We start from the raw sequence: 22,922 nt of genomic DNA, 5'->3' as shown, positions 1-22,922 counted from the left end.
ATATTATAAAGAATAGATAGAAATTGCTTTAGTATAAAAGTAATTAAAATGTTGGTTTATTTTTATGACTAAGAAGATTAGTTTTAATGCTTTTGAAATGAATTGTATTGCACATCAATCTCCGGGATTATGGCGACATCCTCAAGATCGCTCTGTTGAATATAAAGATTTAGAATATTGGACAGATTTAGCACAAATTTTGGAACGCGGTTTTTTTGACGGTATTTTTATTGCAGATGTGCTTGGGATTTATGACGTTTACCATCAAAGTGCTGAACATGCCTTAACAGGCGCAGTGCAGGTTCCGGTCAATGATCCTTTGCAGATTGTGCCAGCCATGGCGGCAGTTACAAAGCACTTGGGCTTTGGTGTGACCACATCTATTTCCTTTGAGCATCCATATCCTTTTGCTAGACGTATTAGTACCCTAGACCATTTAACCAAAGGGCGGGTTGGATGGAATATCGTGACTTCTTATTTGGAAAGTGGCTCGAAAAACTTAGGCCTAAAAACTCAGGTCAATCATGACAATCGTTATGATATTGCTGATGAATACTTAGAAGTTCTTTATAAACTTTGGGAAGGTTCTTGGGAAGAAGGTTCGGTACTTCGTGACCGTCAAAGCGGTATCTTTGCTGACTATAAAAAAGTGCATCCAATTCAACACGAGGGTAAATACTTTACTGTACCGGGCATCCATATTTGTGAGCCATCACCACAGCGGACGCCTGTACTTTATCAAGCAGGTGCTTCCTCACGCGGGCAGAAGTTTGCCAGCCAAAATGCCGAATGCGTATTCATTGCAGCACCATCTAAAATTGCTACTAAAAAAGTCGTGCAAGGCATTCGCCAAAAACTGGCTCAAGAAGGCCGCGACCCGTACTCAGTTAAAATTTATGCGCTCTTGTCTATTGTAACCGACGAAACCGATGCAAAAGCTCAGGCTAAGTTTAAAGAATATCAAAGCTATGGAAGCTATGATGGAGCTTTAACGTTGCTGTCTGGCTGGTCTGGTGTGGACTTCTCACAATACCAACCGACTGACAAAGTTGAATATATTCAAACCAATGCGATTCAATCTTTACTAGATTCTTATGTAAATGCAGATCCAGAGCGTGTATGGACGATTGAGGAAATTGCAAACTGGAATAGCTTAGGTGGTAATGGCCCAGTATTGGTGGGTTCGGCAGAAACAGTTTCCGATGCTTTACAGCAATGGGTTGAAGATACCGATATCGATGGCTTTAATCTTGCCTATATTTTGGCTCATCAAACCTTTGCAGACGTAGTTGAGTTTATTGTTCCAGAGTTGCAAAAACGTGGGGTATATCAAACCTCATATGCACAAGGAACATTAAGAGAAAAATTATTTGGTGCAGGTCCTTATTTACCTGAAAATCACCGCGGTGCTAAATATCGCAATCTAAAAGAATTAAAACTTGCTGAGGCGAGTTAATGTTGTAAATAGTACTTAAATAAAGGCTGGTTAAATACCAGCTTTTATTTTGTCTTTTATATCGATTTTACTGCTGAGTTAATAATGAAAATATAATTCTATAATTCAGATTAAAACATCAGATTAATTTGTTTTTGTATTATGTGAATAATCATTATTTTGTTTCTGTGATTAAAATACAGGAATTATTAAGTGGGCACACAAGAACTTGATCATAACCACCGTTATGAAATTAAATCTCCCGATGATGTTTCACAATTAATTTCCAAGTTTGCAGGGAAGGGCAAGTCTAATAAAGTCATTTGGTTGGCGCTGATTGGCGTGTTTATTGATGCCTATGATTTGACCACGCTCTCTTTTGGTATTGAGCAAGTCATATCAGAGTTTTCTTTAAGTCCCGTTATGACGGGTGTGGTGGCTTCAGCCATTGTCTGTGGAACCATTGTAGGTAATTTAATTGGCGGTTGGCTAACGGATAAAATTGGTCGTTATCGAGTGTTTATGGCTGACATGGTGTTGTTCGTCATTGCGGCAATTGTCGCAGGCTTTGCACCAAATGTATGGGTTTTAATTTTAGCCAGGTTTATTATGGGAATTAGTGTCGGGATCGATTTACCCGTCGCAATGTCTTACTTATCTGAATTTTCCAAATTTAACGGCAGTAGCAATAAAGCAGCCCGTTTAGCGGCATGGTGCCCAATGTGGTATGCGGCTTCTTCTGTCTGTTTTGGTTTGGTTCTGGCACTTTATTTTCTTTTACCACCTGAACATAGCAACTGGTTATGGCGAGCATCTTTAATTTTTGGAGCAGTGCCTGCGCTACTCATTATTTTCATTCGCGGTAAATATTTAACTGAATCACCAATCTGGCTTGCAAACCAAGGTGATTTAAAAGGGGCGGCTAAAGTTTTACAAGAGTCCTATGCAATTAATGCAGTGGCTACAGTTGAAAAAGTAGAAAGAACCGCTGAAAAGAAAAAGCGTGAGGGTTTTGCAGTTTTATTTAATAAAACCTATTTGCCAAGAACTATTGTGGCCATTGTGATTCATATTTCGGTGGCGTTTCAGTACACCACCATTGCCTTCTTTTTACCTTCTATTTTGACACGGTTCTTTCATACAGATGTTTTGACGACCATTACTACAACGCTCGGACTCAATTTACTGTTTGCATTTACGGGTGGGCTATTAGGTGTATTTGTCGCCAGCAGATTTAAATCTCGGCATGTGCTGCTTACAGGTTTTTTACTTCAGTTTATTGCCCTCATTGCATTGGCATTGATTGGTGAACCGGGTAATAGCTTTTTACTCTATACCGCAATTGGCATGCTAGGTTTATGGCTTTTTGCTGAAGGTTTTGGGCCAGGTGCGCAAATGATGGTTTATCCAACCATGGCTTATCCAGCTTCGATTCGTGGCGTTGGTGTCGGGTTTAACCGTGCAGTAACTGGAGTGGCTCAAGCAATTGCTTTGTTTGTGTTGCCAATTTGGATGGCGGGTTATAAAACTGATGTTTATCTGATTATTTCTGTGTTTGCCTTTATTCCTTTAATTGTGATTGGACTACTTATTAAATTTGAGCCTACTGCCCAAGATGTAGATGTGATTGATGAAAACAGTCCAGAACTTCCACTCAATAATTCACCTGTAATTGATTAGTTAAATCTAAATTTTTAGATAAAAAATAAAGGCCAACATGTGTTGGCCTTTATTTTGTGGGTTAGAAATAATAAGCAAAAATCACAAACGCTTTTTTATTCCATTTATCATTGGTTCCACCAGCTGCCAGACCTTCGCTATCGCCTAAATATGGATCATGTTTGCCAACTAGCAACTCGGCTTGTACTGTCAATTTTTGATAATTAAACGCAATGCCGGGTATAAAACGGGTTGAGTCTTTAAAGCCATCTTGTTCTTTTCGATAAGAACTATAGTTTAGGTACGGGCGAACTGAAGTAATCGGGCCAAACTGCTGAGGAAATAAATAGCTGAGTTCGGCTGAATAAATTTGACCTTTGGTTGCAGAGTTAAATGAATAATCGAAACCGCCCAGAGTCAGATGATCTTTATATTCAGTGTCGGCATTATCAATGTCTTGATAACCAGCCAAAAGCTGTAAATTCCATTGGTTATAATTGGTATTGCTAAAAATTGAATACACTTGGCGATCGCCATCTTGTCCTGAACGTTTGTTTTCAATGGTGGAATACCACGCAGAGGCACCAAGTTGGGTAGAGAAATTTTCTTGGCCTAGAACATTTTTAAAGGTATGAGCACCGCGAACAACAATGGAGTTCTTTTCTTTGGTATTGGTGCCTTGCGGTACAGAGTCATCTGCATTGACAGGGTTGATACTAAATCGGCTTGAGTCTTTGCTTTTACCTCTATAGGTACCACCATCGGTCGGGTAAAAGGCGAGTTGTGCTTCATTGATTCCATCATTGAAGTCATATTTCACCCCAAGGTTATGCACATCTTCCCAACCTGCACTATTGGCAATCCCTAAGTAATAAGTATTTCCCCAAAAGCGACCCAAGCCAAAAGGAACGGGGTTTAAGCCAGCAATAATTTTACTGTTGTCATTAATTTTATAACCCATCCATGCATCGGTCAGCCAATTGGCATCGCCTAGACGCCCGTAATATTCATAAACCCGATAATCTAAACGACCAATCCATTTCGGGGAGTTGTAGTCCAACCATAATACTGCGTCGTTAAAGGAAAATTTGCTCGTAGAAGGTTCAGAGTCAAAATCATAAACATATTTAGCCCGAACAGTACCACTCACTTTAAGTTGGCCTTCTTCAGCATTACCAAAGGTAAGGGCTGCATGACTTGAAAGGCTGAATGTAATTAAAGTCGTTGCGATGAATATTTTTTTGAAAGTTGTGGGATGTTTAAACAAAAGATTCTTTCTCCTCTTAAAAAATAAAAATTAAATTTGCCTCATGTATAAACCAGAAAAAGATTTGTCCAAATCTCAATATTTGCAGAAGATTAAAGATAAAAAGATAATAAAATCTGTACTTTATATAAAAGAATGAAAATTAATTAGATGCAAAACTCTGGTTGCGATAAGCAAAAACAAAAATGATGAAATGAGTAGGATAAAATAATTAGAGGGTGTGTGTCAGGTGTTCATCATCATGTATTTTTTGAATATCATTTTTAATTATTGATATATAAGTATTTTAATTTTACCTCTAACCTGTAAGTTTGTTTGATATTTTCTTTTTACCAAAAGATAAAAACTTATAAGGAAAAGTTATTTATAAAAACCTGATAAGCAACTCATATTTTTTTATTTTTCATTATAAGGCCAGCTGCATACCATGAGCTTATATTATTGAAAGATCATGAAATTATGAGCACAAAGACCAAACCGTTGATTATCACGGCAATTGTGGTTGTAGCAATTGTTGCATTTATCGTATGGCAAAATAAGAAAGACAATAATACAAGTGCTTCAGTTGGTGACAGCAAACCAGTCATCATTGCTTATCAAACAGGGGTTGACCCAAGCAAAGTAGCGCAAGCAAATGGGGAATATGAAAAGCATAGTCAACGTACCATTCAATGGAAAAAATTTGATGCCGGCTCAGACGTTGTAAACGCTCTGGCTTCAGGTGATGTTGTGCTTGGTAATATTGGCTCAAGCCCACTTGCAGCTGCGGCAAGCCGTGATTTACCGATTGAAGTATTTTTAATTACTTCAAAACTTGGTGCATCTGAAGCATTGGTAGTAAGTAATAAATCAGGCATTAAAACCCCTCAAGATTTAATTGGTAAAACCATCGCAGTACCTTTTGTTTCAACTACGCATTACAGCCTATTGTCTGCGCTTAAACATTGGAACATTCCAGAAGACAAAGTAAAAATTATTAACTTGCGTCCACCTGAAATTTCAGCGGCGTGGGAACGTGGTGATATTGATGCTGCCTATGTATGGGAACCCGCTTTAAGTAAAGCCAAAGCATCTGGCACGGTTTTAACCGACTCAAAACAAGTGGGTGAATGGGGTGCTCCAACCTACGACTTATGGGTGGTACGTAAAGATTTTGCAGAGAAAAATCCTGATTTCCTAAAAGCTTTTGTTAAAACCACACTTGAGCAACTCGAAAAATATAATCAAGACCCAGCTACTTACGTTAAAAATGCCGATAACGTTGAGAAAATTGCTCAGTTAACAGGTTCTGATCCAAAAGATATCCCGCTTTTATTAAGTGGAAATATTTACCTTGACCACGCTCAGCAAAAACAAACTTTAGATGGTGAATTTGCGCAAAATATTTTTGATACTGCGAAGTTCTTAAAAGGTCAGGGCAAAGTCGACCAACTTAAAGCCGATTATAAAGGCAATGTGAACTCTTCATTTTTGCAGCCTTAAGGAGTTGTCATGAGTGTATTAGAAGCCAAACATATTCATCTGACTTTTCCTAAACAGCAAAAGCCAGTTTTACAAGACATTAACCTAACGATTGAAGAAGGTTCTTTAACTGTCATTTTAGGTGAGTCGGGTTGTGGCAAAACAACTTTGCTTAATATCTTGGCTGGTTTTCAAAAGCCAAGTTCCGGTGATGTGCTTGTAAATCATGAAGTCGTAAATGGACCAGATGTAACCCGCGCTGTGGTGTTTCAGGATCATGCATTACTTCCTTGGTTGAATGTTGCAGATAATGTTGGCTTCGCTTTGCAGTTAAAAGGTTCAAAGCGTGCGGATATCGAAGCGCAAGTGAGCGCAATTTTAAAAATTGTGGGTTTAAGTCACGTTGAAAAAGCCAATATCTGGGAGCTTTCCGGTGGTATGAAACAACGTGTCGGCATTGCAAGAGCTTTGATTAGTCACGCGCCATTTATTTTATTAGATGAACCTTTTGCAGCACTCGATGCTTTTACACGTGAAAACATGCAGCAGTTAGTGCTCGATTTATGGATTCAGCAAAATAAAAGCTTCTTTTTAATTACCCATGACATTGAAGAAGCATTGTTGCTCAGCAATCAGTTAGTTCTGATGACAGCTCATCCAGGCAAAATTGTAGAAACTCTACATCTCGATTTTGCGAAGCGATATCGTCAGGGCGAGTCTATTCGCTCGATTAAATCTGACCCTCAATTTATTCAGGTTAGAGAACAGCTATTTGAAAGTTTAAGGGCACAAAAGCAAAGCGGTAAGGAGGCGTTAACCACATGAGCACTAAAGATAACGTCTATGAATATGACAAAGCAGGGCTAAAACTTAAGCCAGATGTGCAAACAGAAAATCCTTCATTTTTATCGTCATTTTTTGAGAAACATCGAACTCTGGTGGTAAGCATAATCAGTGTGGGAAGCGTTGTTGCGCTCTGGTTTCTCATTACTGCTTTGCATATCGTACCTGAACTGTTTTTACCTAGCCCACAGGCAGTATGGCAAAAATTTATATCGGTAAGCCAAGAAGGCTTTATGAAGGCAACCTTGTGGCAACACTTAGCAGCCAGTATCTCTCGTGTATTTTTAGCTTTGATTGCTGCTGTGGTGATTGGTGTTCCCTTAGGTTTATGGATGGGGTTGAACAAATGGGTACGTGCAGTTTTAGATCCTTTGGTTGAGTTATTACGTCCAATCCCACCGTTAGCTTATTTGCCATTACTCGTAATTTGGTTCGGTATTGGCGAAACCACAAAAGTACTTTTGATTTTCTTCTCGATTTTGGCGCCTGTCATTATTAGTAGTGCGCATGGTGTGTTGAGCCATCAGCTTAATCGTGAACGAGCTGCCTTGTCGCTAGGAGCAAGTCAGTCACAAGTATTTTGGCATGTCATTTTACCAACAGCTTTACCTCATATTATTACTGGTATCCGTATTGGTCTTGGGGTAGGTTGGTCAACATTGGTTGCAGCGGAGTTGGTTGCAGCGGACCGTGGTATTGGGTTTATGGTGCAGTCGGCAGCACAGTTTTTAATTACCGATACGGTGATTTTGGGCATTATTGTGATTGCGATTGTCGCAGTTAGTTTTGAGCTGTTTTTACGTTGGTTACAAAAACAGTTTTCTCCTTGGTATGGTCAGCAGTTGTAGTAAAGAAGATGAATACAGTAGTAGCAAACTTAAATATTGAAGTGATCAAGCCTACCATTGGCGCAATTATTCACGATATTGATTTGAATGCGTTAAATGAAAAGACGACGCAACAAATCCATCAGGCTTTGCTTGATCATCAGGTCATTTTTTTTCGAAAGCAACAATTAGCGCCTCAAGCACAAGCAGACTTGGCACGTAGTTTTGGCACCTTACATGTGCACCCAATTTATCCTTCAATTGAAGATGTGCCTGAAGTCATGGTGCTCGACAGTTGGAAACAAGATTTGCGTGACAATGAACTTTGGCACACAGACGTGACTTTTAGCAAAAATCCACCATTAGGGTGCGTGTTGCAAGCTATTAAAATTCCACCTGTAGGTGGCGATACGTTATGGTCAAGTAATACAGCAGCTTTTAAAGGCCTTCCGCTTGAATTACAGCAAAAATTACGTGGTTTAACGGCGACACATGATATTCGTAAGTCTTTTCCACTTGAGCGTTTTGCCCATAACGATGAAGAACGTGAAAAGCTTTTGCAAACATTTAAACGTAACCCACCAGTGGTTCACCCAGTGGTGCGTACCCATCCTGTTACAGGTGAGCCTTTGTTGTTTGTAAGTGAAGGCTTTACCACTCGAATTAATGAGTTATCCGAGCAAGAAAGTGAACGGTTGCTTAATTTCTTGTTTGAACATGCGACCCAAGAGCAGTTTCATTTGCGTTGGAAATGGCAAGATGGTGATGTAGCGATTTGGGATAATCGCTGCACGCAACATAAAGCATTATTTGATTATGGCGATGCACATCGAATTATGCACCGTGCAACCATTAATGGTGATGTGCCATTTTATAAAAAAGAACAACAGCCAGAGTTAGCCGAGGTTTAATTCTTTTAATTTCTCTTTGTTTCAATTCCAATGCAGTGTTTTGAGTTGGAATTGAAACAGTAACTCATCTCTAGTGTGTTCCAAAAACTGACAATATGCCTGAGTATTTTTTCACCGGAGGTGAGGCCCAATCACCAACTTTGCTGGTTTTTAAATTTAACTGAACCAACATTTCTGCTTGCTTAACTGCTGCTGTGACGCCGTCAATAACCATTACACCTAACTCATTTTGTAGCTTTAGACATAAATCACTCATACCTGCACAGCCCAACACAATCGCATCGCTTTTATCTTCAGCGAGCGCTTTTGCGCATTCATCTCGTATGGTTCGATAAGCATCTGAGTCAGGAAGCTCCAACTCTTCAACTGCGATGTGACAAGCTCGAACATTTTTACAAAAGGGCTGAGCCCCATAGCGATGAGCCAGATGCCAACTCATATTCACTGTCCGCTGTAATGTTGTGATTACACTAAACCCAGTACTTACATAACTTGCGGTACGCATAGCTGCTTCAGCAATCCCAATCACAGGTGCTGACGTAATTTCACGGGCAGCATAAAGCGCAGGGTCACCAAAACAGGCAATAACATAGGCATCTACATTTAGCTGTTCACCTTGTCGGATTTCCTCCAGCACACCTACTGCACTTAATGCTTCATCATAATAACTTTCAATCGTTGCAGGGCCCATTTGAGGACTCACTGCAATAATTTGACTACCAGCCCCCGCGACTATCTTTGCTGATGCAGCAATTTTGTCTGTCATGCTTTGAGTAGTATTGGGGTTAATAATTTTAATTTTCATTGTACTTATACCTTGGTCATTACAGATTTAGCATGAGTAAGCGGTTGGTTAAGAAATCGGTAAATCACAAAACCAAGCCCCATGCCAATAAACCAAGTGAAATTAGCAAGCGCAGATAATTGCGGTAAAAGTACGCACAAAACAGGAATTAATGAAGCTGGAATTAAGGCATAAAAAGCAGAACGGTTATAACCATTTTTGTACCAATACAAACCCTTAGGGTCTAAGGTATATAAGTCATCTACTACGATTTTTTGTTTTTTGACGAGGTAAAAATCAGCTAGCAATACACCAAAAAGTGGGCCGATAAATGCACCTAAAATATCAATGGTATAGTGAATCACTTGAGGGTTATTAAACAGATTCCATGGGGTGATGAAAATTGAACCTACTGCTGCAATCATTCCACCCATACGCCAGCTAATTTTGCTCGGTGAAACATTCGAAAAATCAAAGGCAGGCGAAACAAAGTTAGCGACAATATTAATCCCGATGGTCGCAATCATTAAGGTCAAGCTGCCTAAAATGACTACAAAGGTGTTATCCAATTTGCCAACCATTTCGACAGGGTCGGTAATGAGTTTGCCGTAAACAGGTAGCGTTGCTGCAATACAAACCACGGTAAGTAAAGAAAAGCCTAGAAAGTTAATGGGTAAACCAAGAAAGTTGCCCATTTTTATGGCACTAAAACTTTTGCCGTAACGAGCGAAGTCGCCAAAGTTCAGCATAGGTCCTGAAAAATATGAAACAACAAGAGCAATAGCACCGATCATGATAGGTACAACCGCGAAACCGTCGTACTGAACACCGCTCAAGTTTAAATCAATATTTTGCCATCCAGCTTTCCAGATGAGCCATACTGCCATGGCAAACATCACAACGTAGACCGCGGGGCCAGCCCAGTCGATGAACTTACGAATGCTGTCCATGCCAGACCAAAAAACAATAGCTTGTAGTAGCCAAAGCAGCATGAAGCCGATCCATCCTAAAAAGGACAGTCCAAGAAATCCATAATTTGAAACATCTGCATAGACTGACCATTCCGGAAAGAACTTTAAAATGACCAATAAGAATGCACTTGAGGCCAAATAGGTTTGAATGCCATACCACGCGACTGCAATCAGACCACGAATAACGGCAGGAATATTTGCACCCAGCACACCGAAAGTTGCACGACAAATAACAGGATAGGGAGTACCTGTTTGTTGGCTAGACTTGGCAATCAGATTTGTAAAAAACTGAACAATTGCAATACCAATGAGTAAAGATAAAAGTACCTGCCAACTATTCAGCCCAAGTGCAAAAAGGCTTCCGGCCATAACATAACCACCGACACTATGAACGTCAGACATCCAGAAGGCAAAAATATTATAAGCACCCCATGTTTGCTTTTTTAAAGGGGCTAAGTCTTGATTTGTCAGTTTTGCATCATAAGAAGGTTTAATTATTGCTTCGCTATTATTCATCTTGAACGCTCACTTCCCTAAGATGGTGGGTACTTTCAGCAGCTTTGGACTTCTGTCTAAAAGAATGAAATTGGGATTGTGCGCAATTTTATATTTAAATTGTGCACAATCTTAATTGAGCAAGAGTTATGCCAAATTCTGAAATCAAAGCTTGTGAGTTTTTCCGTTCAACTAATAGTTTGGGTATTTAGGGATAAATTAATGAAAGTTGGTTTGCTTAATCTGTTATAAAAAAATGAGTAAATTTAAAGGAATGGAACAATCTTATAATGTTAAATCTTGAATAGATCTTCCAGCATAGATATTGTTCTTATGAGAGAAATATTTCCAAATAGTTAAGTTGGACATACACTGTTCAAATTAAATAATGTTTTAAAGAAGAGAGGGCGTTAATAAAAATGGAGAAATCAATGCCATCGAATGCACCAAAAAAAGCCGTAGAAATGAGCAATGATGAAATTGATGACCATATATATAACGCTATTGTAGATGCTATTTTAAATAGGCAACTTACACCTGGAGCACGCTTGGTTGAAGCGCCATTATGTGAAGCATTTGGTGTGACACGGGGAGTCTTAAGACGCGTTTTTGTTAAACTCGCCCATGATAGAGTCATCGAAATACAGCCCAATCGTGGGGCACTCATAGCAGAACATAGCCTTGATGAAACAAAAGAGGTCTTTGAAGCACGCAGCATGCTTGAAATCGCCACGGTAAAAAAACTTGCACAAAAGTCTCATCACTTAGATTTTAGTGAGCTTAGAGCTTTAGTCGATCAAGAATCTCATGAACGTTTAGCTGGAAATTGGGCCGAGTGGATTAAGCTATCAGGTAAATTTCATCTAAAGCTTGTTGAAGCTAATCAAAATACGATTATGACCAGCTATTTGCAGACACTTATTGCGAGAACATCATTGTTAATTGGTTTGTATGAAATTCCAAAACATAATAATTGTTCGGCAGATGAACATCGTGCAATTTTAGATGCTATTGAGCAAGGCGATGAAAAACGAGCCACACAACTGATGGAAGAGCATTTAGAACACTACGCGACGACATTTATTGAAGAAAACAGCGTAGTAACAGCAGAGCAAAATTTATTAAATTTATTTAAAAATAAGAAGATTGAAGCTACTCAAACCAACTAAAAAAAGTGGGCCAATTCTTATGGAAAAGGCCCAGACCACTTATTTTATAGGAGCGATTTGATGCGTTAAAAAATCAATAAATAGTTTTACTTTCTTCGATAAAATTTTACGGTTTGGCCATGTCACATATAAATGAAGTGGCTGACTGGTGTAGTCCTCCAAACATTTCTGTAATTTACCTTCCTTGTAGTAAGGCTCTGCAATAAACTCTGGAAGAAAGACAATACCGTGATCTTTTAGGCACATATCTAATAATAATTCACCATTATTACAGGTCATCACAGGGAAACAATTAAAGGACACTTCTTTTTGATCTTTTTGGAAAATCAACTTCTTATGACGGCTATCTTGATAATAAATTAAAAATTTATGATCTTTGAGTTCCTCTAAAGAGGCGGGTAATCCATGCTGATTAAAATACTCAGGCGTTGCATATAAATATCGTTGATAGGTATTTAATATTTTACTATTTGCCAAATTTGGAGGAGAGCCATCTACACGAATTGTTAAATCAAATTTATTATTATTCATGTCTAATAACTGATCGGTCATGAACAAATCAATTTTGATACTAGGGTATTTTTCAATAAAGTCTGAAATTATATTTTGAAGAAAAATATTGCTAAAAGACATTGGTGTATTGAGCTTGAGTTCTCCTTCAGGGTACTGCTGATTGTAGCTAATTTCATAGGCAGCCCATTCAAACTCACTTAAAATGACTTTGCTATGTTGATAAAACTTTTCTCCACAAGAGGTGAGGTTCATCTGTCTTGTGGTTCTGGTTAATAGTGTAGTTTTTAGGTCATTTTCGAGGTAGCAAACGCGTTTGGCAACCAAGTCACGAGAGATATCGAGTGCTCTGGCTGCACTACTAAAATTACCATGTTCTACGACACTTACAAAAGTGGAAATACAGTCTAATCGATCCATGGATAAGCGAAAGTTAAAAAAATATATATCAATGATTAAACTATAAAAATTAAAAAGCAATCATTGTTTTTATTGTATTCGTACAGGATACAGATTCGTGCTGATTTGCTGTCTATGCTTTTACATTTTTATCTGTTTTGATAGTGACCAGTAAGCAATTTCAATGCACTACTCATAAGGAATAATGGAGTTTACCCATGAATAAATCACTTTTAGAACAACTATCACCAACGAATTGTCAGGTTATTTTTATTGATCACCAGCCACAAATGGCTTTTGGGGTACAGTCAATAGACCGCCAAGTATTGAAAAATAATACGGTAGGGTTAGCAAAAGCAGCTAAAACTTTCAATATTCCTGTCACTATTACCACGGTTGAAACGGAAAGCTTCTCTGGTCATACCTATCCTGAGCTTTTAGATGTACTTCCCGATGCTCCATTATTAGAACGTACTTCAATGAATTCATGGGATGACCAAAAAGTACGTGATTCGCTTGCAAAAAATAATCGTAAGAAAGTGATTGTTTCAGGTTTATGGACTGAAGTGTGTAATAACACCTTTGCTTTTGGTGCCATGCTTGAAGGTGATTATGAAATTTATATGGTTGCGGATGCTTCTGGTGGTACATCGAAAGAAGCGCACGATTATTCTATGCAGCGCATGATTCAAGCAGGTGTCGTTCCTGTAACTTGGCAACAAGTGTTACTTGAATGGCAGCGTGATTGGGCACACCGTGATACTTATGATGCAGTCATGGCAATTGTACGTGAGCATTCTGGTGCTTATGGTATGGGCGTTGACTATGCTTATACAATGGTTCATAAGGCACCTGAACGTACCACATCAAAACACGAAGTACTTGCGCCAGTTCCTGCAAAATAAAATAGTACTTATTTAGGTAAAGGCATGTCTAGTATTCAATATTGAAGTGATATTAATACGGATATGCCTTTATTTTTTAGAACGATAATTCACAAGAATGGAGTTCAGAATGACCGAAATAAACCTCATACTCAAAAACGGTAAAATCACCACACTAGATCCTAAAAATCCAGAAGTACAAGCAATTGCCATAGCAGATGGTAAAGTCGTACGCACCGGCACAAATGATGAGATCATGAAGCTGGCATCAGCGACGAGCAAAGTTGTAGATTTAAATGGTCGTCGCGTTATACCGGGTCTAAATGACAGCCATCTGCATATTATTCGTGGTGGCCTGAACTACAATATGGAACTGCGTTGGGAAGGTGTACCTTCTGTAGCGGATGCACTACGCTTACTCAAGGAACAAGCTGATAATACACCAGCTCCACAATGGGTACGTGTGGTTGGTGGTTGGACTGAATTCCAGTTTGCCGAAAAGCGTTTACCGACTTTAGAAGAAATTAATAAAGCCGCTCCTGATACTCCAGTATTTGTTTTACATTTATATGCTAGCGCTTTGTTGAACCGAGCTGCGCTTGATGTATTAGGCTTTAACAAAGACACACCAGACCCGCCCGGCGGCAAGATTGTACGAGATGAAAAGGGTGAGCCAACAGGTCTATTACTCGCAACTCCATCCGCTATGATTTTATATTCGACCTTAGGTAAAGCGCCGAAATTGCCAGTTGAAGATCAAGTCAATTCAACTCGTCATTTCATGCGTGAATTGAACCGATTAGGTATTACTTCTGCGATTGATGCTGGTGGCGGCGGGCAAAACTATCCTGAAGATTATGATGTGATTAAGCAATTGCATGATCAAAATCAAATGACGGTGCGAATTGCTTACAACTTATTTGCTCAAAAGGCTGGTCAAGAACTTGATGATTATCGTCGCTGGACAGAAATGACATTCCCAGGCGATGGTGATGAACTATTTAGAATGAATGGAGCGGGTGAGAACCTGACTTGGTCGGCGGGCGACTTCGAAGATTTCTATGAGCCACGTCCGGATTTACCAGAAAAGATGGAAGGTGAACTCGAAGCCATTGTAGAGCATTTATCTGAAAAAAAATGGCCATTTCGTATTCATGCAACCTATGATGAAAGTATTAATCGTTTGCTCAATGTATTTGAAAAAGTAAATTCAAAACAGCCATTTGCAACCCGATTTATTATTGACCATGCCGAAACCGTATCTGAACGTAATATTGAGCGTATTGGTGCATTGGGTGGCGGTATTGCCATTCAACACCGTATGGCATATCAAGGTGAGATTTTCGTAAAACGCTATGGTGCAGAAGCTGCTCAAGCAACGCCACCAGTTAAGAAAATGTTAGAGCTCGGTGTTCCTGTAGGTGCGGGAACAGATGCAACACGTGTTGCATCTTATAACCCTTGGGTTTGCTTATATTGGTTGAGCACAGGTAAAACTGTTGGTGGTTTACCTTTGTATGATGAAAAAAATCTGTTAGACCGCCAAACAGCGCTTATGCTCTGGACCAAAGGTTCGGCTTGGTTTTCAGGTGAAAAAGGTGTCAAAGGCTCACTAACAGCAGGCGAACTTGCCGATCTGATTGTATTGTCTGATGACTACTTCAAAGTTGAAGCAGATGATATTCAGTGGATTGAGTCTGTGCTCACTGTTTTAGGTGGCAAAGTGGTATATGCCGGAGCAGAGTTTAAGCAGGATGATCCTCCATTACCACCAGCATCACCAACATGGTCGCCAGTAAAACGCTTTGGTGGACAATGGCGTTTATCTGAAAACCGTAATGCACCTTCAAATCAGTCTTTACAGTCAGAAAGCGCGCTATGTGCATGTGCTAGCAGTTGCGGTATGCATGGACATAGCCACTCATGGATGCTTGATGTTCCTGTAAATGATAAAGATAAAAAATCTTTCTGGGGCGCACTGGGTTGTTCGTGTTTTGCATTTTAAATAAAACAGTATGGGAACCTGCCGCTTTAAATGGCTTGGTTCTCTAAGGTATGTACCATGAAAATGTACTTATTATCTTTGGCTGTAGGGTTGCTCGTTGGTGTCTTATATTACGTTTTAAATGTGAAGTCGCCAGCTCCACCTCTTGTTGCATTAGTCGGTTTATTAGGCATGGTGATAGGAGAACAACTCCTCCCTTTTATTAAGTCCTACTTTTAACCGTTTTCATTTAACAAAAAGCTAAATGGTATTGTGCCATTTAGCTTTTTATATTGATGAGAATCTTAAATTATTTTACTCGTTGACCTTGTTCATTAATGATCACTTCACCATCTTCTTTTGCAAAATAGCCTAAGTTTTCTGAATCTAAAATGTCAAGGACAATTTCAGAAGGGCGGCACAGACGTGTACCTTTTGAAGTCACCACAAAAGGGCGATTGATCAAAATTGGGTACTGAATCATAAAATCAATTAATTGTTCATCTGTCCAGCTGTCTTGTTCCAAATCTAAATCTTTATATGGATCAACATTTTTACGAATTGCATCATGAACAGTTAACCCAGCTTGTGAAATGAGTTGAGTAAGCTCATCTTTACTAGGAGGTGTCTGTAAATATTCAATAACAATGGGTTCGATCCCAGCGTGACGAATAAGTGCCAGCGTATTACGTGAGGTTCCGCAAGCAGGGTTATGGTAAATCTTCACTAGCTCTGTCATGACAAATTTATCGCCGAATTAAGATATTGCATTTATATATGGATATCCGTATATTTGCAATAACGAATATGAACTGTTACTGACATGATTACTCAAGTCGATTTTTTTAAATGTCTTTCGGACCCTACTCGGTTAAGCATTCTTAAATTGGTTTTAAGCAAACAAAACATATGTGTTTGTGAACTGACCGAACAACTTGATTTAAGCCAACCAAAAATTTCCCGACATTTAGCGCTATTACGTACTCATGGCATTTTACTTGACTCAAGACAAGGGCAATGGGTGTATTACAGCGTCAACCCAGATTTACCAAGTTGGGCCGTTGAAATTTTGAAAATTATAGGAAACCAAGATGAAAGTTTAGTGAATCAATCATCTTCACAGTTTTCTTCTATTTCAACTTATTGTGAGTAAGATCATGAAATTCTTATTTTTATGTACAGGAAACAGTTGTCGTAGCATTTTGTCGGAAGTTTTATTTAATAGCCGTGCACCAGAAAGTTGGAAAGCGTATAGCGCAGGTAGTAAACCCTCAGGACAGGTGCATCCATTAACCATTGAAACTCTTGAAAACTTAGGTCTTTCAACAGATGGGCTATGGAGCAAAACCATTGATGACTGCGAGCAGTATCAACCAGATGTTGTGATTACAGTCTGTGATTCTGCTGCACAAGAAGCATGCCCACTTTATTTAGGCGGTGCAATCAAAGCACACTGGGGCTTAAGTGATCCATCTCATTTGGACTTGCCAAAAGAAGAAAAATTAAAAGCTTTCCAAGAGACTGTAGATCATATTAACCGTCGTTTAGATGCATTGTTTGCATTAGATGTTGCGAACTTAAACCGTTCACATTTGATTGCTGAGATTAATAAAATCTCTCATATTGAGTAAGAGAGCCGAGATGACTAAGCAAAAGCTTTCTTTTTTAGACCGGAATCTGACGCTATGGATTTTTATTGCCATGGGCTTAGGGGTAGCCATAGGTGTTTTCTTTCCTCAAGCCTCGGTTTCTTTGAATCAACTTAGTGTAGATAACGTCAATATTCCGATTGCAATTGGTTTAATTTTAATGATGTATCCACCTTTGGCAAAGGTGGATTACGCAGCTTTACCGGAAGTATTTAAAGATAAAAAAACGTTGGCTTTGTCTTTAGTCCAAAACTGGTTAATTGCACCAATTTTGATGTTTGCTTTAGCGATTATTTTTCTGCATAACTATCCGGAATATATGACAGGTCTAATCTTGATAGGCTTGGCACGTTGCATTGCAATGGTATTGGTCTGGAACGGTTTGGCCTGTGGGGATAACCAATATGTTGCTGCTTTAGTTGCTTTTAACAGTATTTTCCAAATTTTATTCTTTAGTACTTATGCATGGCTTTTCTTAACTTTATTGCCGCCGTATTTTGGTGTGGCTGGTCAAGTCATTGATGTGAATTTCTGGACCATTACCCATGCTGTATTGGTGTATTTAGGTATTCCATTTTTAATGGGTTTTCTAACGCGACTCATTTTAGTGAAAGCAAAAGGATTAGATTGGTATCAAACTAAATTCTTGCCAAAAATTAGTCCAATTAGTTTGATTGCATTACTTTTTACCATTGTTGCGATGTTCAGCTTAAAAGGTGGTGATGTGGTGAGCTTACCTTTAGATGTGCTACGAATTGCGATTCCACTGACGATTTACTTTGTGGTGATGTTCTTCATTAGCTTCTTTATGAGTAAACGTATGGGAAATAACTACCCACGTACCACTGCTATTTCATTTACCGCTGCGGGTAACAACTTTGAGCTCGCTTTAGCCGTTGCGATTGCAACATTTGGTTTAGCGTCACCTGTAGCATTTACTACAGTCATAGGACCATTGGTTGAAGTTCCAGTTTTAATTTCACTCGTTTCAGTTTCTCTTTGGCTAAAGAAAAAGTATTTCTCACATGAACAGTCTTAACAATGATTTATCCAATGTGGCATTAAATCTTTTAGATAAGCCTACTTTGGAACAAGTGCAAGCACAGCAACTTGAACATCCACCACGCATTTTACTGCTATATGGGTCTAATCGTGAGCGTTCTTATAGCCGTTTTGCTGTGTTGACGGCTGGACGAATTCTTGAATATTTAGGCGCCGAGGTTAAAATCTTTCATCCTAAAGGTTTACCTTTACCAGAGGATGCAGAAACAGATCATCCTAAAGTGCAAGAGTTGCATGAGCTTTTGGCTTGGGCAGAAGGTATGGTGTGGTGTTCACCAGAACGTCATGGTGCAATGAGTTCGATTTTAAAAGCTCAGATTGATTGGATTCCCTTAGCTGGGGGAGCAATTCGTGCAACACAAGGTAAAACCTTAGCCGTTATGCAAGTTAGTGGAGGTTCTCAATCTTTCAATGCTGTGAATCAAATGCGCATTTTAGGGCGCTGGATGCGTATGATTACCATCCCAAATCAGTCTTCGGTTGCTAAAGCTTTTTTAGAGTTTGAAGAAGATGGAAGTATGAAACCATCCTCTTACTATGACCGAATTGTCGATGTAATGGAGGAACTCTATAAGTTCACTTTATTAACACGTGGACAAAAACAATATCTGACAGATCGTTATTCGGAACGTAAAGAATCGGCAGAAGAGTTATCAAAACGAGTCAATCAAAAATAGTAGATTGATGACAATAAAAAGTGCTCATATTAGAGCACTTTTTTATTGATATTTAATGCGAATTTAGATGGTAGGCAATAATTTCTGTAAAAGATCAATAAAATTTGCCACTTTGGCTGAATTTTCATTTTCTCTTGTAATCAAGTAAAGAGGAGCATTAAGTTTTATTGAACTATCAAATTCGCGATAAACAATTTCATGGTCCCAGAAGTTATGCATTGAGGCCGGTACAATAGTTATACCAATTCCAGCAGCGACTAAATTTAATGTTGCGGTAGGTCGAGGCGCCTCCTGAATAATACGTGGGCTAAAACCCGCTTGGTAGCAGCTATATAAAATGTTGTCATATAAACCTTGTCCTGAAGAACGACGATATAAAACAAAATTTTCATCTGATAAGTCACTTGAACTAATTTTTTCTTTTTGCGTAAGTGGATGTCCTATAGGCAATGCCACCATCATTGGCTCATCTAATATATGAAGATGTTTTAACCCAATATCACGACTAATAGGGGCTCTTAAAAAAGCGATATCAAGTTTTTCGGAGATTAACCGATCTAATTGCTTTTGGCTGCCTGCTTCTTCAAGTTTGGTTTGTACCCCTGGATATATTTCCCGATAGGAGCGCAATACTAATGAAATCAGTGGATGCAAGCCTGCAGAACTTGTAAAACCAATATTGAGTTGTCCTGTTTTACCTTGGCTGACATCTTGAACTAATTTAGGAATATGTTTGGCATGCTCTAATAAAATTTGTGCTTCTTTAAATAATGCTAAACCTGCTTCAGTCGGTTCAATCCCACGTGGTTGCCGAACAAGTAATTGTGTCCCGAGTTCTTCTTCCAGTTTTTTGAGTAAACGCGTTAAAGGCGGCTGTTGAATAAATAATCGGTTTGCCGCGTGGGTAATGTTTCTTTCTTCAACAACCACAACAAAGGCATGAAGCTTGTGCAAATCTAGCATAGGAATACCTTTAGGGTATGGTTAAAGAAAATAAAAGCATTTGTAGATATGTCATAAAAGTATCATTCTATCTTGGTCAGATAAAGTGAAAAGTAACGAAAATGAACCATGTTGAGATTGCCGTGCAGAAGGAGAGTGTACCGAGCTGCACAGAACTATTTTTAGGTTTTTTAACATTAGGTTTAATTGGATTTGGCGGCGTGTTGCCTTTAGCACGAAAAGTCGTTGTAGAGCAGAGAGAGTGGCTAAGTCCTGAAAAATTCACTGAGTTACTTGGTCTGTGTCAATTTTTACCGGGTGGCAATATTATTAATTTATCTGTTGCGATTGGCATGGAGTTTCGTGGCATTCGCGGTGCAGTAAGCTCACTGATTGGCTTAATCTTTGCACCGACGGTAATTGTTGTACTTTTACATTATGTCTATGAGCAGTTCCAAGACAACCTCATGGTCAAGCATCTTTTTGAAGGATTGGCAGCAGCAGCAGCTGGGCTACTGGTTGCAACAGGGTTGAAAATGCTCAAGCCTTTATTACGTAATCCATTAGCGATGTGTGTAGTTGTAGTGGCAATTGTCAGCATCGCTTTTCTGAAAATCTCCTTGCTTTTGACCATGTTGGTTTTGTTGTCATTTTATTCAGCTGTTATTTGGAGACGTGTGTAATGGGCGCAGTTCTACTTACTTTAGCCATCATTTTTACTCAGTTATCACTTATTGCTTTTGGTGGCGGCAATACAATTTTGCCTGAAATGCAACGTCAAGTGGTCGATATTCATCACTGGATGACGGCACAAGAATTTAGTGCCTTATTCGCAATAGCCCAAGCAGCTCCCGGTCCAAACATGATGATTGTACCGTTGGTAGGATGGCATGTAGCAGGGCTATCGGGTTTACTTGTGACATCAACCGCCAAATTTTTACCCTCATCTATTATTACTGTATTTGTAATGAGAGGTTGGTCAAAATTTAAAGATAAGAAATGGCGCCGTGTTTTACAGCTTGCTTTACAACCAGTCACTGTGGGAACAGTACTTGCCAGTGCGTGGATTATTTCTGAGGCGGCTGCAATAAATACTTTACTTGTCATTATGGTAGTCATTGCAACTTTATTATCTTTAATTAAAAAGGTTCATCCCTTACATGTCCTGATTGCTGGGGCTGTATTTGGCGTGGTGTTACTCTAGTTTAACCAGTTTGCCGACCTGCGCTGGATGAGTTCAGGTCGGCTTTTTTTGATTGAAGTAAATAATAATTAAATCTAAAAAACCGATCGAATCTATAAAAACATACTGTTTCACCTATTTTGTGTTTTCACGTACTATGCACCTATTGAAAGAATTTGGATGTATTGGAGTAAAAACAGATGTTAGATCAAAACATTAAAACTCAATTAAAAGCTTACCTAGAACGTTTAGAAAGTCCAATCGAATTAGTTGCTGCTTTAGATGAATCAGATAAAGCTGCTCAAATTAAAGAACTGGTTAGCGAAATTGCTGAACTTTCTGACAAGGTCACTGCCCGTTTTGATGGCAACAATACACGTCGTCCAAGCTTTGGTGTGGCTAAAGCAGGTGAACAGCCTCGTGTGTTCTTTGCTGGTTTACCGATGGGCCATGAGTTTACATCTTTGATCTTGGCACTGTTACAGGTGTCTGGCTATGCTCCTAAAGTTTCTGATGAAGTGCTCAACCAGATTAAAGGCTTAAACCTCAAAGCTGACTTTGATGTGTTTGTATCGCTAAGCTGTCATAACTGTCCGGACGTGGTACAGGCGCTTAACCTGATTGCGATTTATAACCCGAACACAACTGCAACCATGATTGATGGTTCATTCTTCCAAGACGAAGTAGAACAACGCAAAATCATGGCGGTTCCAATGGTGTTCCAAAATAATGAGCACATTGGTCAAGGTCGTATGACACTTGAAGAGATTGTGGCAAAACTCGACACCAACTCAGCTGAAAAAGATGCAGTGGCGTTGAATGCCAAAGATGCGTTTGATGTGTTAGTGATTGGTGGTGGACCTGCAGGTGCAACAGCTGCAATCTATGCGGCACGTAAAGGCATTAACACAGGTATCGTGGCTGAACGCTTTGGTGGTCAGGTGATGGACACCATGGACATTGAAAACTTCACATCTGTGCAAAAAACTCAAGGTCCTAAGTTTGCTGCCGAGATGGAAGCGCATGTACGTGAATACGATGTTGATATCATGAACCTGCAACGTGTCAGCAAAATCGTTGGTGCAGATCAAACAGCAAATGGTCTGGTTGAGGTTGAACTTGAAAACGGTGCAAAGCTTGAATCGAAAACAGTGATCCTTTCAACAGGTGCGCGTTGGAGAGAAATGAATGTACCGGGTGAGCAAGAATACCGTACTCGTGGTGTCGCGTACTGCCCACACTGTGATGGTCCATTGTTCAAAGGCAAACGTGTTGCTGTGATTGGTGGTGGTAACTCGGGTGTAGAAGCTGCAATTGACCTTGCAGGGATTGTTGAGCATGTGACTTTAGTTGAGTTCGACACCAAACTTCGTGCTGACCAAGTCTTGCAAAACAAATTGCATAGCTTGCCAAACACAACTGTGATTATGAATGCCTTAAGTACTGAAGTGTTAGGTGACGGTTCACAAGTGACAGGTCTTAAATATAAAGACCGTGCCACTGATGAAGAGCATGTAGTTGAGCTTGCAGGAATCTTTGTACAGATTGGTTTATTGCCAAACACTGACTTCTTGAAAGACAGTGAGCTTGAGTTAACCAATCGTGGCGAGATCATTGTGAATGACCGCAACGAAACCAATGTTAAAGGTGTATTTGCTGCGGGTGACTGTACTACGGTTCCGTACAAACAAATCATTATTGCTACAGGTGAAGGCGCGAAAGCATCGCTCTCTGCGTTTGATTACATCATCCGTTCTGGGCAATAAGATTTAGATCCAGAAACAAAAGAGCCAAAGGTTATCCTTTGGCT

Annotated in this window: 23 protein-coding genes; 17 read left to right on the top strand and 6 right to left on the bottom strand. The window is 39.4% G+C overall.

Going from position 1 to position 22,922, the window contains the following annotated elements; all coding sequences use genetic code 11:
- Positions 1-64: 64 nt before the first annotated feature.
- Together RMB03_RS17890 and RMB03_RS17885 are read left to right on the top strand one after the other, a co-directional pair.
- Positions 65-1,456: an LLM class flavin-dependent oxidoreductase gene (locus RMB03_RS17890; RefSeq protein ID WP_311077121.1), complete on the top strand. Its 1,392-nt coding sequence runs from the start codon at positions 65-67 to the stop codon at positions 1,454-1,456.
- Between the two features lie 192 nt (positions 1,457-1,648).
- Complete coding sequence (locus RMB03_RS17885; RefSeq protein WP_311077120.1) at positions 1,649-3,115, top strand: MFS transporter; 1,467 nt, start codon at positions 1,649-1,651, stop codon at positions 3,113-3,115.
- A 61-nt stretch (positions 3,116-3,176) separates the two neighbouring features.
- Here the strand turns inward: RMB03_RS17885 and RMB03_RS17880 are convergent, their stop codons facing one another.
- On the bottom strand, positions 3,177-4,361 hold the full coding sequence (locus RMB03_RS17880; RefSeq protein WP_311077119.1) for a hypothetical protein: 1,185 nt from the start codon (positions 4,359-4,361) through the stop codon (positions 3,177-3,179).
- Between the two features lie 441 nt (positions 4,362-4,802).
- On the opposite strand from RMB03_RS17880, the gene tauA reads away from it, so the two are divergent.
- Genes tauA through tauD form a run of 4 tightly spaced genes read left to right on the top strand, consistent with a single transcriptional unit; the run spans position 4,803 to position 8,403 of the window.
- Positions 4,803-5,843 (top strand): taurine ABC transporter substrate-binding protein, encoded by a 1,041-nt coding sequence (gene tauA, locus RMB03_RS17875; RefSeq protein ID WP_311077118.1) that lies wholly within the window; start codon positions 4,803-4,805, stop codon positions 5,841-5,843.
- Positions 5,844-5,852: 9 nt separating this feature from the next.
- Positions 5,853-6,647 (top strand): ATP-binding cassette domain-containing protein, encoded by a 795-nt coding sequence (locus tag RMB03_RS17870; RefSeq protein WP_311077117.1) that lies wholly within the window; start codon positions 5,853-5,855, stop codon positions 6,645-6,647.
- Positions 6,644-7,513, top strand: a complete 870-nt coding sequence (tauC, locus tag RMB03_RS17865; protein ID WP_311077116.1) for a taurine ABC transporter permease TauC — start codon at positions 6,644-6,646, stop codon at positions 7,511-7,513. The genes RMB03_RS17870 and tauC overlap by 4 nt, the downstream gene beginning before the upstream one ends.
- Before the next feature lie 8 nt (positions 7,514-7,521).
- Positions 7,522-8,403, top strand: a complete 882-nt coding sequence (gene tauD, locus RMB03_RS17860; RefSeq protein WP_311077115.1) for a taurine dioxygenase — start codon at positions 7,522-7,524, stop codon at positions 8,401-8,403.
- Between the two features lie 70 nt (positions 8,404-8,473).
- On the opposite strand, the gene RMB03_RS17855 is transcribed toward tauD, so the two are convergent.
- Positions 8,474-9,208 carry an aspartate/glutamate racemase family protein gene (locus tag RMB03_RS17855; protein ID WP_311077114.1) on the bottom strand — a complete coding sequence of 245 codons (735 nt, stop codon included), beginning with the start codon at positions 9,206-9,208 and terminating at the stop codon, positions 8,474-8,476.
- 5 nt (positions 9,209-9,213) lie between these two features.
- Positions 9,214-10,674 carry an NCS1 family nucleobase:cation symporter-1 gene (locus RMB03_RS17850; protein WP_311077113.1) on the bottom strand — a complete coding sequence of 487 codons (1,461 nt, stop codon included), beginning with the start codon at positions 10,672-10,674 and terminating at the stop codon, positions 9,214-9,216.
- A 398-nt stretch (positions 10,675-11,072) separates the two neighbouring features.
- Here RMB03_RS17850 and RMB03_RS17845 point away from each other — a divergent pair, with 398 nt between their 5' ends.
- Positions 11,073-11,822, top strand: a complete 750-nt coding sequence (locus tag RMB03_RS17845; protein WP_311077112.1) for a GntR family transcriptional regulator — start codon at positions 11,073-11,075, stop codon at positions 11,820-11,822.
- Positions 11,823-11,861: 39 nt separating this feature from the next.
- Here the strand turns inward: RMB03_RS17845 and RMB03_RS17840 are convergent, their stop codons facing one another.
- On the bottom strand, positions 11,862-12,752 hold the full coding sequence (locus RMB03_RS17840) for a LysR family transcriptional regulator (RefSeq protein WP_003651276.1): 891 nt from the start codon (positions 12,750-12,752) through the stop codon (positions 11,862-11,864).
- 197 nt (positions 12,753-12,949) lie between these two features.
- Here RMB03_RS17840 and RMB03_RS17835 point away from each other — a divergent pair, with 197 nt between their 5' ends.
- From RMB03_RS17835 to RMB03_RS17825, 3 genes are all read left to right on the top strand, one after another.
- Positions 12,950-13,636 (top strand): hydrolase, encoded by a 687-nt coding sequence (locus RMB03_RS17835; protein WP_311077111.1) that lies wholly within the window; start codon positions 12,950-12,952, stop codon positions 13,634-13,636.
- A gap of 109 nt (positions 13,637-13,745) precedes the next feature.
- Complete coding sequence (locus RMB03_RS17830) at positions 13,746-15,620, top strand: amidohydrolase (RefSeq protein ID WP_311077110.1); 1,875 nt, start codon at positions 13,746-13,748, stop codon at positions 15,618-15,620.
- Between the two features lie 57 nt (positions 15,621-15,677).
- Positions 15,678-15,839: a DUF1427 family protein gene (locus RMB03_RS17825; protein WP_000784879.1), complete on the top strand. Its 162-nt coding sequence runs from the start codon at positions 15,678-15,680 to the stop codon at positions 15,837-15,839.
- 70 nt (positions 15,840-15,909) lie between these two features.
- Here the strand turns inward: RMB03_RS17825 and arsC are convergent, their stop codons facing one another.
- Positions 15,910-16,338, bottom strand: coding sequence for an arsenate reductase (glutaredoxin) (gene arsC / locus RMB03_RS17820; protein ID WP_311077109.1), 429 nt, complete (start codon positions 16,336-16,338; stop codon positions 15,910-15,912).
- Positions 16,339-16,422: 84 nt separating this feature from the next.
- On the opposite strand from arsC, the gene RMB03_RS17815 reads away from it, so the two are divergent.
- The 4 genes from RMB03_RS17815 to arsH are packed head-to-tail and all read left to right on the top strand — an operon-like array spanning position 16,423 to position 18,987.
- Complete coding sequence (locus tag RMB03_RS17815; protein WP_311077108.1) at positions 16,423-16,752, top strand: metalloregulator ArsR/SmtB family transcription factor; 330 nt, start codon at positions 16,423-16,425, stop codon at positions 16,750-16,752.
- 4 nt (positions 16,753-16,756) lie between these two features.
- Positions 16,757-17,230 (top strand): arsenate reductase ArsC, encoded by a 474-nt coding sequence (locus RMB03_RS17810; protein ID WP_003651285.1) that lies wholly within the window; start codon positions 16,757-16,759, stop codon positions 17,228-17,230.
- 10 nt (positions 17,231-17,240) lie between these two features.
- Positions 17,241-18,287 carry an ACR3 family arsenite efflux transporter gene (arsB, locus tag RMB03_RS17805; RefSeq protein ID WP_270902311.1) on the top strand — a complete coding sequence of 349 codons (1,047 nt, stop codon included), beginning with the start codon at positions 17,241-17,243 and terminating at the stop codon, positions 18,285-18,287.
- Positions 18,274-18,987 carry an arsenical resistance protein ArsH gene (gene arsH, locus RMB03_RS17800; RefSeq protein WP_005041299.1) on the top strand — a complete coding sequence of 238 codons (714 nt, stop codon included), beginning with the start codon at positions 18,274-18,276 and terminating at the stop codon, positions 18,985-18,987. Before arsB ends, arsH begins: the two co-directional genes overlap by 14 nt.
- A 63-nt stretch (positions 18,988-19,050) precedes the next feature.
- On the opposite strand, the gene RMB03_RS17795 is transcribed toward arsH, so the two are convergent.
- Complete coding sequence (locus tag RMB03_RS17795; RefSeq protein ID WP_080026825.1) at positions 19,051-19,950, bottom strand: LysR family transcriptional regulator; 900 nt, start codon at positions 19,948-19,950, stop codon at positions 19,051-19,053.
- Positions 19,951-20,051: 101 nt separating this feature from the next.
- Here RMB03_RS17795 and RMB03_RS17790 point away from each other — a divergent pair, with 101 nt between their 5' ends.
- From RMB03_RS17790 to ahpF, 3 genes are all read left to right on the top strand, one after another.
- The gene (locus RMB03_RS17790) at positions 20,052-20,612 is read left to right on the top strand and encodes a chromate transporter (protein WP_311077107.1); all 561 of its coding nucleotides are present in this window, start codon (positions 20,052-20,054) and stop codon (positions 20,610-20,612) included.
- Positions 20,612-21,133, top strand: coding sequence for a chromate transporter (locus RMB03_RS17785; RefSeq protein ID WP_003651290.1), 522 nt, complete (start codon positions 20,612-20,614; stop codon positions 21,131-21,133). Before RMB03_RS17790 ends, RMB03_RS17785 begins: the two co-directional genes overlap by 1 nt.
- A gap of 179 nt (positions 21,134-21,312) precedes the next feature.
- Positions 21,313-22,878 carry an alkyl hydroperoxide reductase subunit F gene (ahpF, locus tag RMB03_RS17780; RefSeq protein ID WP_311077106.1) on the top strand — a complete coding sequence of 522 codons (1,566 nt, stop codon included), beginning with the start codon at positions 21,313-21,315 and terminating at the stop codon, positions 22,876-22,878.
- Positions 22,879-22,922: the final 44 nt, after the last annotated feature.

Source organism: Acinetobacter sp. V91_7 (genome assembly GCF_031799075.1).
Lineage (GTDB): Bacteria > Pseudomonadota > Gammaproteobacteria > Pseudomonadales > Moraxellaceae > Acinetobacter > Acinetobacter calcoaceticus.
Note: the sequence above shows the minus strand (reverse complement) of the source record. Positions and strands in the feature narration are given on the sequence as shown.

Excerpts from the sequence above, each read along its gene's own strand:
- arsB (WP_270902311.1), top strand. The coding sequence starts at position 17,241 with ATGACTAAGCAAAAGCTTTCTTTTTTAGACCGGAATCTGACGCTATGG.
- RMB03_RS17795 (WP_080026825.1), bottom strand. The coding sequence starts at position 19,950 with ATGCTAGATTTGCACAAGCTTCATGCCTTTGTTGTGGTTGTTGAAGAA.
- RMB03_RS17890 (WP_311077121.1), top strand. The coding sequence starts at position 65 with ATGACTAAGAAGATTAGTTTTAATGCTTTTGAAATGAATTGTATTGCA.
- RMB03_RS17840 (WP_003651276.1), bottom strand. The coding sequence starts at position 12,752 with ATGGATCGATTAGACTGTATTTCCACTTTTGTAAGTGTCGTAGAACAT.
- RMB03_RS17870 (WP_311077117.1), top strand. The coding sequence starts at position 5,853 with ATGAGTGTATTAGAAGCCAAACATATTCATCTGACTTTTCCTAAACAG.
- arsH (WP_005041299.1), top strand. The coding sequence starts at position 18,274 with ATGAACAGTCTTAACAATGATTTATCCAATGTGGCATTAAATCTTTTA.
- RMB03_RS17785 (WP_003651290.1), top strand. The coding sequence starts at position 20,612 with ATGGGCGCAGTTCTACTTACTTTAGCCATCATTTTTACTCAGTTATCA.
- RMB03_RS17835 (WP_311077111.1), top strand. The coding sequence starts at position 12,950 with ATGAATAAATCACTTTTAGAACAACTATCACCAACGAATTGTCAGGTT.
- RMB03_RS17845 (WP_311077112.1), top strand. The coding sequence starts at position 11,073 with ATGGAGAAATCAATGCCATCGAATGCACCAAAAAAAGCCGTAGAAATG.
- tauC (WP_311077116.1), top strand. The coding sequence starts at position 6,644 with ATGAGCACTAAAGATAACGTCTATGAATATGACAAAGCAGGGCTAAAA.
- RMB03_RS17815 (WP_311077108.1), top strand. The coding sequence starts at position 16,423 with ATGATTACTCAAGTCGATTTTTTTAAATGTCTTTCGGACCCTACTCGG.
- arsC (WP_311077109.1), bottom strand. The coding sequence starts at position 16,338 with ATGACAGAGCTAGTGAAGATTTACCATAACCCTGCTTGCGGAACCTCA.
- RMB03_RS17830 (WP_311077110.1), top strand. The coding sequence starts at position 13,746 with ATGACCGAAATAAACCTCATACTCAAAAACGGTAAAATCACCACACTA.
- RMB03_RS17790 (WP_311077107.1), top strand. The coding sequence starts at position 20,052 with ATGAACCATGTTGAGATTGCCGTGCAGAAGGAGAGTGTACCGAGCTGC.
- tauD (WP_311077115.1), top strand. The coding sequence starts at position 7,522 with ATGAATACAGTAGTAGCAAACTTAAATATTGAAGTGATCAAGCCTACC.
- RMB03_RS17825 (WP_000784879.1), top strand. The coding sequence starts at position 15,678 with ATGAAAATGTACTTATTATCTTTGGCTGTAGGGTTGCTCGTTGGTGTC.
- RMB03_RS17855 (WP_311077114.1), bottom strand. The coding sequence starts at position 9,208 with ATGAAAATTAAAATTATTAACCCCAATACTACTCAAAGCATGACAGAC.
- ahpF (WP_311077106.1), top strand. The coding sequence starts at position 21,313 with ATGTTAGATCAAAACATTAAAACTCAATTAAAAGCTTACCTAGAACGT.
- RMB03_RS17850 (WP_311077113.1), bottom strand. The coding sequence starts at position 10,674 with ATGAATAATAGCGAAGCAATAATTAAACCTTCTTATGATGCAAAACTG.
- RMB03_RS17810 (WP_003651285.1), top strand. The coding sequence starts at position 16,757 with ATGAAATTCTTATTTTTATGTACAGGAAACAGTTGTCGTAGCATTTTG.